General features: G+C 35.9%; 15 protein-coding genes and 1 tRNA gene. 4 read left to right on the forward strand and 12 right to left on the reverse strand.

The annotated features are described in order from the left end of the window. Nucleotides 1-31 precede the first annotated feature (31 nt). The 8 genes from V4D30_RS04255 to V4D30_RS04290 all read right to left on the reverse strand — a co-directional run bounded on the left by V4D30_RS04255 (nt 32) and on the right by V4D30_RS04290 (nt 5,638). On the reverse strand, nt 32-640 hold the full coding sequence (locus V4D30_RS04255; protein WP_353685009.1) for a DedA family protein: 609 nt from the start codon (nt 638-640) through the stop codon (nt 32-34). A gap of 15 nt (nt 641-655) precedes the next feature. Beyond that, nucleotides 656-746 (reverse strand) — tRNA-Ser (locus V4D30_RS04260). A gap of 22 nt (nt 747-768) precedes the next feature. Further along, nucleotides 769-2,403, reverse strand: a complete 1,635-nt coding sequence (locus tag V4D30_RS04265; protein ID WP_353685010.1) for a methyl-accepting chemotaxis protein — start codon at nt 2,401-2,403, stop codon at nt 769-771. A 16-nt stretch (nt 2,404-2,419) separates the two neighbouring features. Then, nucleotides 2,420-3,469: a redox-regulated ATPase YchF gene (gene ychF, locus V4D30_RS04270; RefSeq protein ID WP_353685011.1), complete on the reverse strand. Its 1,050-nt coding sequence runs from the start codon at nt 3,467-3,469 to the stop codon at nt 2,420-2,422. Further along, the gene (locus V4D30_RS04275; RefSeq protein ID WP_353685012.1) at nt 3,466-3,729 is read right to left on the reverse strand and encodes a hypothetical protein; all 264 of its coding nucleotides are present in this window, start codon (nt 3,727-3,729) and stop codon (nt 3,466-3,468) included. Before V4D30_RS04275 ends, ychF begins: the two co-directional genes overlap by 4 nt. Further along, nucleotides 3,713-4,504 (reverse strand): twin-arginine translocase subunit TatC, encoded by a 792-nt coding sequence (gene tatC / locus V4D30_RS04280; protein ID WP_353685013.1) that lies wholly within the window; start codon nt 4,502-4,504, stop codon nt 3,713-3,715. Before tatC ends, V4D30_RS04275 begins: the two co-directional genes overlap by 17 nt. A 6-nt stretch (nt 4,505-4,510) precedes the next feature. Then, a complete protein-coding gene (gene tatB, locus V4D30_RS04285; protein WP_353685014.1) occupies nt 4,511-4,831 on the reverse strand; it encodes a Sec-independent protein translocase protein TatB in 321 nt (106 codons plus the stop codon). A gap of 15 nt (nt 4,832-4,846) precedes the next feature. Next, the gene (locus V4D30_RS04290; RefSeq protein ID WP_353685015.1) at nt 4,847-5,638 is read right to left on the reverse strand and encodes a hypothetical protein; all 792 of its coding nucleotides are present in this window, start codon (nt 5,636-5,638) and stop codon (nt 4,847-4,849) included. Nucleotides 5,639-5,705: 67 nt separating this feature from the next. Here V4D30_RS04290 and V4D30_RS04295 point away from each other — a divergent pair, with 67 nt between their 5' ends. Then, a complete protein-coding gene (locus V4D30_RS04295) occupies nt 5,706-6,596 on the forward strand; it encodes a selenium metabolism-associated LysR family transcriptional regulator (protein WP_353685016.1) in 891 nt (296 codons plus the stop codon). On the opposite strand, the gene V4D30_RS04300 is transcribed toward V4D30_RS04295, so the two are convergent. Continuing rightward, entirely contained in the window at nt 6,586-7,323 is a 738-nt protein-coding gene (locus V4D30_RS04300) for a thioredoxin fold domain-containing protein (RefSeq protein WP_353685017.1), read from the reverse strand. The two genes, V4D30_RS04295 and V4D30_RS04300, sit on opposite strands and share 11 nt — an antisense overlap. 80 nt (nt 7,324-7,403) lie before the next feature. On the opposite strand from V4D30_RS04300, the gene tilS reads away from it, so the two are divergent. Further along, the gene (gene tilS, locus V4D30_RS04305) at nt 7,404-8,786 is read left to right on the forward strand and encodes a tRNA lysidine(34) synthetase TilS (RefSeq protein WP_353685018.1); all 1,383 of its coding nucleotides are present in this window, start codon (nt 7,404-7,406) and stop codon (nt 8,784-8,786) included. After that, on the forward strand, nt 8,753-9,919 hold the full coding sequence (locus V4D30_RS04310; protein WP_353685019.1) for a PDZ domain-containing protein: 1,167 nt from the start codon (nt 8,753-8,755) through the stop codon (nt 9,917-9,919). The genes tilS and V4D30_RS04310 overlap by 34 nt, the downstream gene beginning before the upstream one ends. On the opposite strand, the gene hemW is transcribed toward V4D30_RS04310, so the two are convergent. After that, entirely contained in the window at nt 9,855-10,994 is a 1,140-nt protein-coding gene (gene hemW, locus V4D30_RS04315; RefSeq protein WP_353685020.1) for a radical SAM family heme chaperone HemW, read from the reverse strand. The two genes, V4D30_RS04310 and hemW, sit on opposite strands and share 65 nt — an antisense overlap. A gap of 17 nt (nt 10,995-11,011) precedes the next feature. Between hemW and V4D30_RS04320 the strand changes: the two genes are divergently transcribed. Then, on the forward strand, nt 11,012-11,986 hold the full coding sequence (locus tag V4D30_RS04320) for a radical SAM protein (protein WP_353685021.1): 975 nt from the start codon (nt 11,012-11,014) through the stop codon (nt 11,984-11,986). A gap of 35 nt (nt 11,987-12,021) precedes the next feature. Here V4D30_RS04320 and V4D30_RS04325 read toward each other — a convergent pair whose 3' ends face one another. After that, a complete protein-coding gene (locus V4D30_RS04325; protein WP_353685022.1) occupies nt 12,022-12,765 on the reverse strand; it encodes a 4Fe-4S dicluster domain-containing protein in 744 nt (247 codons plus the stop codon). Nucleotides 12,766-12,775: 10 nt separating this feature from the next. Further along, nucleotides 12,776-15,835 carry a formate dehydrogenase-N subunit alpha gene (gene fdnG / locus V4D30_RS04330; RefSeq protein ID WP_353685023.1) on the reverse strand — a complete coding sequence of 1,020 codons (3,060 nt, stop codon included), beginning with the start codon at nt 15,833-15,835 and terminating at the stop codon, nt 12,776-12,778. Nucleotides 15,836-16,053 lie beyond the last annotated feature (218 nt).

Below are 16,053 nucleotides of genomic sequence, written 5' to 3' on the forward strand. Positions count from 1 at the left end.
TAATTATTTTAACAAAAAGAAAAAATTTTTATCACGATATATCACTGGATTTCATCAAGTATTTATAAGACAGATAAATTAAAGCTAAAATTATTGCAACTACAGCTAAAAAGCCAACAATGTATTCCATGTACAACATACCTTTTTGCACTCTTTCTAAGAATTTTCCTCCAAGATATCCTGCTGTAACCATAATAGTCAGAACAACTGCAGAACCGAAGGAGTCAATAATCAAAAATTTTGTTATTGAAACTTTTGCAATTCCGGAAAGTAAAAAAACCTGAGTCCTGAATCCCACAAGAAGTCTGCCAAGCAACATTATGAGAGTGCTGTGTCTACGGAATTTTTTTTCAATTATCAAAAACTTAGCAGGAGAAAGAATTTTTTCAAATCTATGATTCGTTACTATTTTTCTACCAAATCTTCTTCCAGCCCAGTAAAGCATAAAATCAGACAAAATAAGACCTGCGTAAGAAATCAAGACTGCAGGAACAGGTTTGATGATTCCCATTGAAATCATTACTCCACAAGCAATGAGAATTAAATCTTCAGGAAAGAGAGGAATACCAAGTCCGCCAAGAATTAATAGAAAAAATAAACCCGGATAGGAAAACTGCTCTATGATTGAGTAGGAATTCATTCTTTTATAAAAGAGCGGAGAGGCAGGGATTCGAACCCTGGGTGGAGCTTTTGGCCCCACAACCGCTTAGCAGGCGGCTGCCTTCGACCGACTCGGCCACCTCTCCAACTCTTTAATAATAACACTCTTTATCTCAATCTTGCAAGATAACCACTTTTAAGCTGTTCTAAAAGCCTGTTTAATTTTTCAAAGTTTCTGTTAGCTTCATCAAAAAGTTTCCTTACCTTTTCATGGTCTCCTGCATTATGGGCTAAAACTATATCTCTACCAAGACTATGACATGCTTTATGAACATCTTCAAGCTCTGAAAATCCTGGAAGGTCTTTAAATTTCTGTCCTTCTTCACTGTAATACCACTTACCTATTCCACAGGAGCGATAATCAGCAAGCCTGTCTGGATCAAGTCTGTCAATTCCTCTTACATGGGCATGAACTCTTATCATTAGTCTTTCATGGTCTCCCCTGAATATGTCAAAAAGCATCTGCTGTGTTCTCTTTGTTTTTACAGCACTTGCTGTGTGTCTTAAGTCTGATGAAACATGCAGTATCTCATAGGAATCTTTAACTATTGTCTCTGCGAGTCGCTCTATCTGAGATGCTATCTTTGCAGACTCTTCAATATTTCTTGTTACTTCCTCACTTGCTGCAGACTGCTCCTCCACTGCAGTGGCAATCTGTGTTATCTGATCCTTAAGCTTTGTAACAGCAGATACAATCTCTCCAAGAGCATTTCCTATGCTTTTAACAGATTCAGTAACTTCCGTGACTTCTTTAAGCTCCTTTTTCATTGATTGTGCAGTATCTGAAGTTTCTCTTTGAATCATATTGATTTTCTGAGCAATTTCATCTGTTGCTCTTATTGTTCGCTCTGCAAGTTTACGAACCTCATCTGCAACAACTGCAAAGCCTCTTCCCTGCTCACCAGCCCTTGCTGCCTCAATTGCTGCATTCAAAGCAAGAAGATTAGTCTGATCTGCAATGTCTTTAATTACTGTTACAATTTCTCCTATCTCAGAGGCAGAACTATTAAGTTTTTCTACCATCCTACCAAGCTCGTTTGTTGTTTCATAGACAACATTAACTTTCTGAACCGCATTCTGAGCCACATTCTGCCCCTTTTTAGCAATATCCATTGTTTCCTGAGCAGTTTCAGAAGCTTTTGATGCATTATTGGCTATATCAGTTATCGTCTGTGTCATTTCTTCAGCAGCTGTCGCGATCTGATTTGCCTGTTGTGTTTGTCTCTTTGCTCCTTCAATTGTTTCGTCTATTACTCTGTTACATCTGTCAACACTTTCAGCAAGTTTTTGAGAATACTCAAAAGATTTGTCAGTAAGATTTATAAAAGTTTGCAAAACCTTATCAATACTCTTTGCCAGTCTTCCCACGATATCCACTCTGTCCTTAAAACCAACGCTTACAGTTAAGTCTCCATCAGCTATTTTCTGTAATGTCTGGGCAAGAAGATTAACAGGTTTGTGAGTAACTAAGTAAGTTATGTAAACTATTGCTGAAGCTGAAATAAGACCCAGAAAACCAAGCACAGCAAAAACAAGCTGAAGTGTTCTTACCTCATTCATTATCTCCACAGGGACTTCTTTGGCACCAAAATGAATTGATGCATCATAAGCAATCTTATAAGCACCATAACCAGTAACAATAACTGTTGCAATAACTCCAAAGGCAATAGCTAAAGATAGAGGAATAACCATCTTCCAGCGTAACTTCACCCTTCTGTCAAGCTCACTTAAAAAATTTTTCATCTCCCCACCCCCAAAATTATACTTTAAATCTGAAAGTTATAATATCCCCATCTTTTACTTCATACTCCTTTCCTTCAAGTCTTAAAACTCCTTTTTGCTTTGCTAAATTAAGGTCACCTTCTAAAGTAAGAAAATCATTATAAGATATTACCTCTGCCCTGATAAATCCTCTTTGAATATCAGAGTGAATCTTTCCTGCCGCATCTACTGCCAATGTTCCTTTTTTAATGCTCCATGCTCTTACTTCCTGAGGTCCTGCTGTAAAAAAAGAGATATAATCAAGAATTTCGTAGGCTTTTCTTATGATTTTTTTACTGACAGGTTCATCTATTCCCATAGCATCAAGAAAATTTGAGATTTCATCCTGAGGAAGTTGAATGATTTCACTTTCCAGTAAGCCACATATTGTTAAAAAGCCTGTATCTTTAAATCTTCCTTCATTAAAAGAATTTTCATCTGCGTTTATAACAGCGAAAGCAGGCTTTAGAGTTAAAAAATTTAAATGCCTTATCTGTTTAATCTCTTCCTCTTTAAGTTTCATTGTTCTTAAAGGTTTGCCCTCTTCCAGATGATTTCTTAAAAACTGAAGAATCTTCATCTCTGCCTCATTTATCTTCTGCCCTTTCTTTTTACTTTCGGACATTCTTTCAATTCTTTTAGTTACAAGATCTAAATCAATCATTATAAATTCATATTCAAGTTCATTAAAATCCCTTACAGGATCAATGGTATTGAATTGATAAGGCACTGATAAGTCTTCAAATCCACGCAAAATGTATATTAAAGCATCGGCATCTATCAGTTGTTTTATAACTTTTGAATTATGTGAGGGATTGTCTTTTATTAATCCTGCTACATCTATACATTCAACCTGAGCAAAAGTTGTTTTCTTAGGATTTACAATTTCACTGATTTTCCTTAATCTCGGATCATCTACCTGAAGAACTCCTACATGAACTTTATCTGCCTGCGCTGAATATGAAGAAGTCTCAATTTTCTGGTGGGTCATTGCATTGAAAATTGTGGTCTTACCTGAATTAAAAAATCCAGTTAAAGCAATCTTCATATTTTCCCTTCTATAAAATTTTTGATAACTACCATGGCTTGATGAAGTCTCTGAAGCTTCATATTTCTTTTTCTTATTTGCAAAGGCTCATTAAAGGGGAAAGGCTCTGCTCTTATCTGCCGCTCTTTTTTAATTATCACATCATGAAGTTGTCTTAACTCTTTTTCTGAAAATTTTTTCAAAAACAAAGGATTTACCGTGATAAATCCTTCTGCAATGTCAGAGGCTATGGCTGAAAGTGATTTACTTCTGCCCTCCATCGTTTTTACCTTTTTTATTGAGTATTATTGAAACCCATATCCCAAGTTCATAAAGTATGATCATGGGAACTGCCATGAGTGTCTGATTGAAAGCGTCAGGAGTTGGTGTTATTATCGCTGCAACCACAAAAGCAAGAACTATAGCAAGACGCCTGTATTTTTTCAGTGTCTGAGGAGTTATCAATCCCATTCTTGTTGTAATCACAATCAAAATTGGCAATTCAAAAACCAGCCCAAAGGCAAGAAGAAACTTCAATAAAAAATCTATATAAAGCCCCACAGAAAGCATGGGCATTAAAAAGTCTCCTACTTTGTAGTTAAGTAAAAATCCCATAGCAAAAGGAAGAACAATCAGATAACAGAAAGCAACACCAGTTAAAAAAAGACCTGTTGCACTTAAAACAAAGGGCAGGACATATTTTTTTTCATGAGAATAAAGCCCGGGAGAGACAAATCTCCAGAGTTGATAAAAAATTACTGGAATTGTAAGGACAAATCCTGATACAAGCGCTATCTTCATGTTCATCCAGAAAGCTTCAGCAGGTCCTAAAAATACAAGCTTTGTATTATGAAGCTTATGGTCAGGAACAAAAACCAACCCCTCTTTTAATGAAAACTGGGGAGTAAATTCAAGAGGAAAAAGCAGGAGCTTAAAAATATATTCAGAATAACTAAATGTAAAAATAAAAGCTATAACCAGAGCTGCAAGACATATGAGAATTCTCTTTCTTAGCTCTGAAAGATGCTCTATTAAAGACATCTTCTGTTCTTCCATCCATTATTACTCCTTTTTTTCAATCTCTTTTCTGGCAATATTTTCAATATGTTTATCTATTCTGAGATCGGAGAGAGATGGTAAATCTTTAAAAACTTCTTCTTTTAGCTGGAGAGGGTCTTTTATGTCCTTTTTAGCTTCTTCAACAGTCTCTTTTACTTCCTGAAACTCCTTCTCCATCTCAGATTTTGCACCCTGAAAAGCCTTTTTGATTTCGTTAATTGTTTTACCAAGCGTATATCCGAGCTCAGGGAGTCTTTTTGGACCAAATACAAGCAAGGCAACGATAAATATTACAATGAGTTCCTGAAAACCTAAATCAAACATGAAACTATTATAACATTATTCAACATCTTCTACAATTCTTTTTATCTTATGTTTTTCTCCAGGTAGCACTACACTTATACCAAAAATAAATCTCACATCAGGATTCCTGTTTTTTATGTCAAAACCAGTGCTTACAGTGGTATAAGAAAAATCTGTTACACTAACTCTGTAACCAAGTCTCCATTCTACAAGGTCTATTTTATTTTTATCAATAGCTTTTCTTCCGATTATTTCAAAGAGAATAGAGGAGTTATAACTTACTTTAAGCTCTGAACCAAGATTCATGTTCCATGTCTCTTTTAATCCTTCTTTATTCGGTCTAAAATAGATTACATTTCCGTGAGCTTTTACAGGTCCTATTTTTTTTGTCAGAATAACTCCTCCTCCAATGCCTCCTTCTGTTGAAAACTCTTCACTTCCAAAATCTCCTGAAACATAGAGCATATATGCAAAAGCTGGTAAATAGGTTGTTTCATCAATTATCCTGTGTTTAAAGCCAAAATTAATATCCTCTGCACCATTGTCATTAAGAGAATTATGGTATGAAAGGTTATATGGAAGATTAGCAATAATTTCCACATTATTGGTTAATCCATAAGAGACATTCAGATTCGTTCTTTTTATATCAGGATCGTTCGTCATTTCATAACTAAGATCAATAGCTACCTGATTCTGTCTTGGAGAATCTGCAGAAAAGGTGGAGATTACGCAAAATGGTGCAGTAGGTGAAAATCCTTTTCTGTCAAAGGCATAGGCACAAGGAGTTAATAGGAAAATAAAAATTGAAAAAATTACCAATTGTTTCATTTAAAGAAAGAATATCAAAAAAAGCAAAATCTGTCAAATTAATTATTAATTTTGCTAAAATGTTTCTATGGATATTCATCAACTAAGAATTTTTATTTCCGTATTCAAAAATAAAAGTTTCTCAAAAGCTGCTAAAGAACTTTTTCTCACACAGCCAACAATAAGTGAACATATAAAAACCCTTGAGGAAGAATTAAACTGCAAATTGTTTGACAGATTCGGCAAACTCATTATTCCCACAAAAGAAGCAGAAGTAATTTATGAACATGCCTGTGGAGTGTTGGAAAAGCTGGAAAGTTTAAAAGAGGTTTTGCAAAAAATAAAATCTGCACCATCAGGCAATCTCCATATTGGAGCAAGCAGTATTCCAGGGACATATATTTTACCAAAATTGATATCATCTTTTAAAAAAATCTATCCTCATATTTCAGTTCAGATAGACATCTCAGATTCAAAATTAGTTATAGAAAGCTTAGTTTCAGGACAGAGTATACTGGGAGTTGTAGGAACAAAACTTCATAAATCAAAGATCAACTATCTTCCTTTTATGAATGACGAACTTATAATTGCCAGCCCTGACTTTATAAAAGATTCTTTTATTGAACCAGAAGAGATTCTTAAACTTCCATTTATAATGAGAGAGGAAGGATCTGGAACAAGAAAAGAAATGGAAAAATGGCTTAATGAGATAGGAATTGATATAGAAAAACTCAATGTAGTATGCACCCTGAGTAGCACAGATGCCGTAAAAGAGGCAATTAAAAATGGCATAGGTATATCAATACTTTCAATCCATTCAATTAAGGATGAAGCAGAATGTGGAAAACTTAAAGTTGTAAGAATAAAAAACTACACAATGAGTAGAACCTTTTACATAGCTACCCATGCAAAAAGAAGTTTACCTTACATATACAGGCTTTTTTTCGAATTTTTGCAGGAAAACGCCTTCAGTTTATAATACTGTCAAGTCCCTCAGGTGAAAAACCTATTATGCGTTTTCCATTAAAGGAAATAAAAGAAGGCGTGCCATTTATATTAATCTTACTCATAAGAGCAATTGATTCTTCTATCTTTTTTACTCCCTCAGAACACTGCTGCCCTGTCCATTTTGAATTAAGATAATCATTGAACTGCATTCCTGAACAGACTGCTCGCACAGCCTTGTCTTTTGCCTGAGGATGAAGTCTTTCAAGAGGGAAAAATATAACTTTCACTTCCACTTTTCTTGAATCTGCCCATTGCTTAACTGAGCTTTTTGCTCTTTCACAAAATGGGCAATCTGGATCAGTAATCATGTAAACATATTTATTAGCACCTTCTGGTTTGTAGGAAAAAGCGACAATTTTTTCAATTTCTGATTGAAAGTTCTTAAAACTCTTTTCCTGAATTCTTTCTAAGGTTGCTTTACTTAAAAATACACCATCTTTGTAAATGTCTCCAAATATGAAAGTTTTACCATCAGGATATGCATAAAACACATTCAATCCACCACCTCTTTGAATTACAATCTGGCATAAATTTGTTCCTTTAATCTCATTTTTTTCAACAATGCTGTCAAAATCAATTTTTAATGTTTCTTTTAAATTCTTTTCTTTGATGCTTGAACAAGGATTAGTGGACATATTGCAAGATGAAATTATGAAGATTAAAAACAAAAAAATTGAAAAAAATCCTGATTTTGTCATCTCATCTCCTTTTTATTTTTAAAATTAGTTTAAAAACAAATGGTTTAAAAAAATCAAGATAGATTTGTTAAAATTAACAGATGGATATCATCAAAAAAGTCAAACATACAATTGAGAAATACAACATGATTTCAATGGAAGACCATATTCTTGTTGGTCTTTCAGGAGGACCTGACTCTGTTTGCCTTATTCAGATTTTACACATGCTTAAACCTGCATACAAATTAAAAATCTCGGCAGCTTACATAGATCATGGATTAAGACCTGAGGATGTTCCGAAAGAAATTGAATTTTGTAAGTATTTATGTGAATCCCTCAATATATCCTTTTATACTCAATCAATAGATGTCAAAAGTTTCGCAAAAAATGAAAAAATAAATATCCAGGAAGCAGCAAGAATCCTGAGATATGGAGCACTGGAGCAAATAAGTATTAATATTAAGGCACACAAAATTGCAGTAGCACACAATGCTGATGATCAGGCTGAAACGGTTATAATGAGACTTTTAAGAGGAGCAGGACCTGCTGGATTGAGTGGAATTCCACCTGTAAGAAAAAAAATCATAAGACCTCTTATAGAAGTTGAAAGAGCAGAAATAGAAAAATTTCTCTCAGAAAAAAACATTTCTTACATAACTGATCCATCAAATGAGAGCTTAAAGTACCTAAGAAACAAAATAAGAAAAACCTTGATGCCAGTTGTAAAATCAATCTCTCCACAGGCTACAAAGATTATTTCAAGAACTGCTGATATTTTAAGAGAAGAAAATGACTACATAAATGTAGCAGTAACAAAGGCTTTAATGCGACTTATGAGCAGAAAAACGGACAAAAAAGTTGAACTTTTTTGTAATCCCATGGAAGTGCTTAATATTGTTGTATTAAGAAGAGCTTTAAGAGTTGCCATTGACAGTGTGAAAGATCTAAAAGGCTTAACTTTTGATCACATAGAAGAGATCATAAAACTTATAAAAACTGGTAAACCTGGCGACAGATTATACCTTCCAAAAGGCATTAGGGCTATAAAGGGATATTCAACTTTAACAGTAACAGCAGAGTCTCCAAAAAAACTTTCTACTTATGAAATACCCAAGCCTATGGATATTTATCTTAAAGAAGCAAATATTTTTCTGAGTCTAAAGGAAATAAAAAGAGAAGAACTTCAGGATTTCGGTAATGGAAAAAGCACTATTTATATTGACATGGATAAAATTAAATTCCCGCTGATTGTAAGAGCAAGAAAAGCAGGAGACTACTTTTATCCTTTTGGCTTTGGCAAGAAGAAAAAGCTTCAGGATTTCTTTGTTGATGAAAAAGTTCCAAGAGATGAAAGAGACACTGTCCCGGTAATTGAAAGCAATGGAGATATTGTGTGTATCGCGGGATACAGACTTGACGACAGATTTAAAATTGATGATAATACAAAGAGATGTTTACAGATAAAAATTATGCCAAAGTTGTAATCACTGTTTTTATTTTAATAACCTCTATTTTATTTTCCACTGCTACTCTGTATTCGGAAGAAAGCTTTTCCACATCAATAAAAAACAAATTTGATACAATATATCAGAGATTTTCAGATTCTATAATTCCTCTGCAGGAAGGAGTGGCAGTTGCAATAGATAATAACTATGCCATACTTCCCGCCACAATTGTTGAAAAAGTAAAAAATCCTGTGTTTGCTGTAGATTCAAAATTAAATATAGCAGTAATAAAACTCAATAGAGATTTCAATCCAGTAAATTTTGATCTGCCGGCAACAAAAGATGAAATATTTTTTCTCTTAACGGTTTTTGAAGAACCCTCTTTGCTGATTGTAAAAGGAGAAATTAAAGACAGTAAAATCCAGATCCGGGGTAAACAGATTCCAGGCTCTCTTGTTCTTTCCCTTGATTTAAAACCTATTGGAGTTGTCACAGAAAGCGACAATGTTTCTGAAGCTCTGTTGATTAAGCCTGTTTATTCAGAGATCAACAAATTGATAAAAAGAAAACCAGGCTGGTTAGGACTTCAGGGGCAGACATTAACTGCAGAGCTTAGCAAAATATTTAATGCTTCTGAAGGAGTGGTAATTACAAATATTTATGAAGCTGGTCCATCAGACAAAGCAGGATTAAAAAGAGGAGATGTAATTGTTGAAGCAGACAGCTACAGGATTAAAGAGTTAAAAGACCTGCAAAACATAATCTCAGCAAAGTTTGCTGGAGACACTCTCAATTTAAAGATTTTAAGAGACGGAATTCAAAAGGATTTTCCAGTAATCCTTGAAGAACCTCCAGAAACTCTGCTTCAGGCAAGCTCTTCTTATAAATCTCAGATAAAAGGCGTTGAGATTACTGAAATTCCTGAAAAACTAAAAACAAATTTAAAAAAATCTATAAAGGGTGTCTATGTAAATAAAGTTAAAGAAGACAGTCCAGCATTAGGAGTCCTGAAACAGGATGATGTAATTATTGAGATTAACAAAAAACCGGTAAACTCCATAAATGATTTTAATGATATCATTTCAAAGGCAACAGGCTCTGATCTTCTTATTCTTGTTTACAGACAGGACAGTTTTCAATATGTAATAATACCCGGGCAAAAATCTCGTTAGAAACAAGCATTCCTCTATCCGTAAGTTTCACTTTGTTGTCTGAAATGGTGAGCAGTTTTTCCTTTTCAAAATTCTTTAAAAACTCAAGTAAACATCTTTTTTTAAGAGTGATGCCTTCTGTCATCCTCAGCCCGAGAAAAATCTTTTCTTTTAATTCTTCCACCTTATCAACAGAATAATCATATACCCATCCTGCTTTACAATCAGTTAAAGAACTGGCATAAAGAAATAAATCAGAAGGATTGTGAAACCTTTTTCTATCAATAAATGAATGAGCTGAAGGACCAACTCCGAGATATGGTTTTCTTAACCAGTATGAAATATTGTGTTTGCATTCAAATCCTGCCCGGGCAAAGTTTGATATCTCGTACTTTTTAAAGCCCTTTTCCTTAAGAAAATCTGAAGCAAATTCATACATTAGAGCAATATCATCCTGTGAAGGGAGTGAAATCTTCCCAGCATTAAGCTCTTTTCTAAGTGGAGTAGTTTCTTCCACTGACAATTCATATACTGAAATGTGGCTTACAACTGTATTCACTGCTTTATTAAGAGTCTCCTTCCAGCTTTTCAATCTCTGTGCTGGAATTCCATAAATCAGGTCAATTGATATATTTTCAAAGCCTTTTTTAAATGCAGTTTCAACTGTTTTCATTGCCTCATCAGCTGTATGAATTCTTCCTAAAACTAAAAGCTCTTTATCATTAAATGACTGCACTCCAATACTTAATCTATTAACTCCATAATTTTTTAATAAATCCAGCTTCTCACTGCCAAGAGTTTTAGGATTTATCTCCACTGAAAACTCCACATCTCGGGATGTTTTAAAATTTTTTCTCAAACCTGAAAGAAGACTTTTCAAGCCATCCATGCTCAAACATGAAGGCGTTCCTCCACCTATGTATACTGTTTTAAGAAAATGGGGAAACTCTTTTGTCATTTCCATTTCTTTCAGAACTGCCTTAATGTAAAGCTTTTCTAAATCTTCATCATAGGGCAATGAATAGAAACTGCAGTATTTACATTTTTTTATACAAAAAGGAACATGAACATAAAGAGATGAAAAAAATGCAGTCATAGTTTATAATAACTCAAATGAAATTCATTGAAAAAATCCTGATGCCCCGGCTTGACTGGATTCAAATTGAGATTTCAGGGCTATGTAATGCTTCCTGCTTTTACTGTCCTCATACAACGCACAGAAGATCGTGGAAAGGAAAAAATCTCAGTCTTTATGAATTTTCTCTTATTGAACCATATCTTAAAAAAGTGAAACTCCTTTATCTTCAGGGATGGGGTGAACCCTTTTGTAATCCCGATTTTTTTAAATTTGTAGAGATTGCAAAAAAACATGGATGCAAAGTTGGCACAACAACGAATGGAATGTTAATTGAGCAATTCCACATAGAAAGAATAATTGACCTTCAGATAGATGTAATAGCTTTTTCCCTTACAGGAATAAAGCAAAATGATACATTGCGTTCTGGAACAAAGATTGACAGGGTTTTTAAGGTAATTGAGCAATTAGATAAAATGAAAATAAAAAAAGGAGTTTCAAATCCAAAGATTCACATTGCTTACATGCTTTTAAGGTCAAATCTTGAGGAGCTGGAAGAAATTCCTGAGAGTTTCAGCAAAAGAGGCATTGACCATGTTGTGGTAAGTCTTCTTGATTTTATTCCTGAGTCTTTTCTTAGCAATGAATCTCTTGTCCCTCAGACGGAGGAAGAATTTAATATCTTAAAAAATAAAGCACTCAATGTTATAAAAGAAGGGAAAAAATTTGATCTATCAATATCTTTTAACATACCTCATCCATTCAGAAAAGGAAAAACCTGCTCTGAAAATCCTTTGAATTCAGTTTTTATAAACTCTCTTGGATATGTTTCTCCATGCGTATTCACAGGGGTCCCGGCAGAAGGATTTAAAAGTATTTATTTTGGGCGAATAACTGAAAAAACCCTACCATCTATCTTAAGAAACTCAAAGGATTTCAGGAAGAAGTTTATTTCAAACAATTCCACTCTTGCATGCAATATTTGTCCAAAACGCAGGATATTAGAATTGTAAATTAAGGGGAGGACTTAACCTCCCCTCGGTAAAAGTTATTTCTTTACTTCTTCTGTTGTTTTCTGAGCGAGATATTTGATGAAGCTTGAAGTTGTTGAACCACTTCTTCCAACAAGTGTTCTTAAAACAGAGCCCCAGAATGCAACAGATTCAGATATTTTTGGATTCTCTGTAAGCTTGTAAACCTTTGGTGAATCCTTGAGGGCAAATACAACTCCCAGTCCTCCAAGGTCTGTCTCACCATAAAGCTTGAATCCCTTAGCCTTTGCTTCTTTGATAAGCGCGTCTCTGTCACCGAATTTAATAGCTCCTGTTGGACAGGTCTTTGCACAAGCAGGAGTAAGTCCAGCCTGAACTCTGTCAATACACATGTGACACTTTGATATCTTTCCTTTTCCACCCTGGTCATATCTCGGTATGTCAAATGGACAGGCAGAACGACAGGCATGACAGGCTATACATTTGTTCTTGTTATAGTAAACAATGCCTGTTTCTTTTTCTTTCTGAAGTGCACCAACAGGGCATATCTGAACACATGCAGGTTCACCACAGTGCATGCATCTTTGGCTTACAAAAAGCCATTTTACTCCTTTAGAGTCAGATGTCTCAATAAACCTGATTCTGTTGTATGTATTCCCATCAAGGTCAGGTGGATTTTCATGGGTTCCGTTGTTTTTTGTCTTTGTTGCAGGAAGCTGATTCCACTCCTTGCACGCAACCTGACAGGCTCTGCATCCTATGCATATATCTGGTGTTATTAACAGTCCTTTACGTGCCATTTTTCACCTCCTATGCCTTCTCTATGTTTACCATGAATGCCTTCGTCTCAGGTATCATGGTATTGGGATCACCCACTGATGGCGTGAGAAGATTTGCACTGTCTCCACCAGAACCGTCCTTGGGCCACTGCCATCCAAAGTGCCATGGGAGTCCTACAACATGAATGGTCTGACCCATTACCTTAAGAGGTTGTAACCTCGGTGTCACAATTGCAATTGCCCAGAGCTTTCCTCTTGCTGATGAGACAATCACTTTATCTCCGCTCTTTATTCCCTTTTCCTTTGCAAGCACTGGATCAATCTCTGCAAATACCTGTGGCTCAAGTTCAAGTAGCCAGTCTGTATGTCTTGTCATTACTCCTGTCTGCCAGTGCTCTGTTAATCTATAAGTTGTTCCCACATATGGGTATCTTGTGTCACAAAATACAAATGCATCTGCCTCTGTGCCAAAAAGTTTTACTGTTGGATTTATTCTGTGTTTCTTATAAATAGGATTTTCAGAGAATGGGCACTCAAGTGGCTCATAATGAGTCGGGAATGGTCCATCTGCTAATCCAGCACCAAATATTGCACCAACTCCAAGAGGTTTCATTATGAATGGAAGCTTTCCACCTTGCATTGCAAGTGGTGGTGCAGGTCCATCTGGCACATCTCCTACCCATTTTTTGTTTGCTGTATCCCATTTAATTACAGCTCTCTTTGGATCCCATGGATTACCCTGTGGGTCAACGCTTGCGCGGTTGTAAAGTATTCTTCTGTTTACAGGCCAGCACCATGCCCAGTTTGGATAAAGCCCAAGTCCTGTTGGATCTTCTTTCCCTCTTCTTGCCATCATATTACCTTTTTCTGTGAAACTTCCGCAGTAAAGCCAGTTTCCAGAAGAGGTTTTGCCATCATCCCTTAGAAAGACAAAGCTCGGGACAAGTTCACCTTTTTTACCTATGAGTTTGCCGTCTTTATCATACACATCCTCAAGATAGTAGCCATTGATCTCCTTTGCAATAAGCTTTGTATCAATGTGTTTTACTTTTCCATTTACATCCTTTTCACCATAGTTCCATGTAAGATGAATAATTGGCTCAGGAAATGCTCCCTTTTCTTTTTCATAAAGTTTCTTTACTCTGAAGTAAAGCTCATTCATTATCTCTGCATCTGGCATTGCTTTGCCTGGAGGATTAACTGCCTTGTATCTCCACTGGGCAAGTCGTCCTGAGTTTGTGATACTTCCTTCTTTTTCCACTGAGCTTGCACATGGTAGTAAAAATACCTCTGTTTTTATCTTCTTCGGATCCATGCCAGGACCACGCCAGAATGAAGCTGTTTCATTATCCCAGAGATTAACTACTACGAGCCAGTCAAGCTTAGCAAGAGCTTTTCTTGTTTTGTTGGAATTTGCACCTGAACATGCAGGGTTCTGTCCCCAGGCAAAGAATCCTTTAATATTACCTTTGTACATCTGGTCAAATATCATAAGCCATGAGCAGTTCTGTCCATCATCTCTCTTGGGAAGATAACTGTAACAGAAGTCATTCTCTTTTGTGGCTTTATCACCGTACAATGCCTTAAGATAACTGACAATGTATTTTGGTCTATTGGACCACCAGTTAACACTCTTCGGTTCTTTTGTTTTCGGTGTGTATTTTTCAATGTATGTTTTAAGGTCTACATCGCTCGCCACCGGTGTGGGATTGTATCCTGTAAGGATATGGAAAAGAATTCCATGGTCTGTTGAGCCCTGAACATTAGACTCACCTCTCAGAGCATTTACTCCTCCGCCAGCCATTCCGATATTGCCAAGTAACATTTGGACAATAGAAAAAGCTCTTATATTCTGAACACCTACTGTGTGCTGGGTCCAGCCCATTGCATAACATTCTGTCATGACTTTGTCAGGCTTACCTGTTGATGCGAGAATTTTGTATGCTTCTTCAATCTTTTCCTTTGGTGCTCCTGTAATTTGTGCTACTGTATCAATTGTGTATCTTGAGTATTGTTTCTTTAGTAACTGAAAAACACAGTTTGGATGCTGAAGTGTTGGATCTTTCTTTGGCACTCCATTTTCATCAAGCTGATACTTCCATGTGGATTTGTCATAAGCTCTCTTTTTCTCATCATATCCTGAGAATACGCCATCAAGCTCTTCAGCAGTTTTAAAGTTTGGATCAACAAGGAATGACGCATCTGTATAGTTTACTACATAGTCTTTGAAATAGAGATTGTTGTCAATTATATATTTAATCAATCCACCAAGAAATACAATATCTGTTCCAGAACGAATTGGAACATAAAGGTCTGCCTTTGAAGCTGTTCTCGTGAATTTTGGATCAACAACAACGAGTTTGGCACCTCTCTGTTCCTTAGCCTTCATTATCCATTTCATTGAGATTGGATGATTTTCTGCGGGATTACCACCCATTACTAAAATAACATCCGCATTTCTTAAATCAATCCAGTGATTTGTCATTGCTCCTCTACCAAACGACTCTGCCAGAGCCGCTACAGTAGCGGAGTGTCATATACGCGCCTGATGTTCAATGTAGACAAGCCCCCAGGAACGCATTAATTTTTGAATAAGATAGCATTCTTCATTATCCATAGCAGCTGAACCAACATGAGCAATAGCATCTACTCTGTTTACAATCTGTCCCTTATCATTCTTTTTAATAAAATACTTGTCCCTCGTCTTCTTTACAAGCCGTGCTATCTTGTTTAAAGCCTCCTCCCAGCTTATCTTTTTCCACTCTGTAGCTCCAGGTGCACGATAAAGTGGTTCTGTAACCCTATAAGGATTGTTTGCAATCTGATAGATTGATGCACCCTTTGGACATAGTGCTCCCTCATTAATAGGACTATCAGGGTCACCTTCTGTGTTTACTACTTTACCATCCTTAACAGAAACAATAATGCTGCAACCAACTGAACAGTAAGGACACACTGTGGTTGTCTCCTTAGCGCCCTTTGTTCTCAGCTCTGCTGCATAGGCTTTTGCAGGCTCAAGATTAAGCCCCAGCGAGCTGAGAAGCAGAGCGCCTGTGGAGATTTTCAGAAAACTTCGTCTTGTAAGTTCCATAAACCTCCTCCTTCTTTAGTTTTTTAAATAAAAAAAGGGAAGCTTTGAGGTTTCATACCTCAACTGCTTCCCCTGTCCACCGATTAAACTTATCAGGGGGCTGTATGGAAAAGTTAATCGGTTCATCTATTTCATCTATTAACAATATATATGCCAGATAAAATTTCTAAATAATTCAGAGACTTTTTAAATAAAAAGGGTGCAACCATATTTGCTGA

Origin of the sequence: Thermodesulfovibrio sp. 3907-1M (assembly GCF_040450955.1) — a bacterium.
Lineage (GTDB): Bacteria > Nitrospirota > Thermodesulfovibrionia > Thermodesulfovibrionales > Thermodesulfovibrionaceae > Thermodesulfovibrio > Thermodesulfovibrio autotrophicus.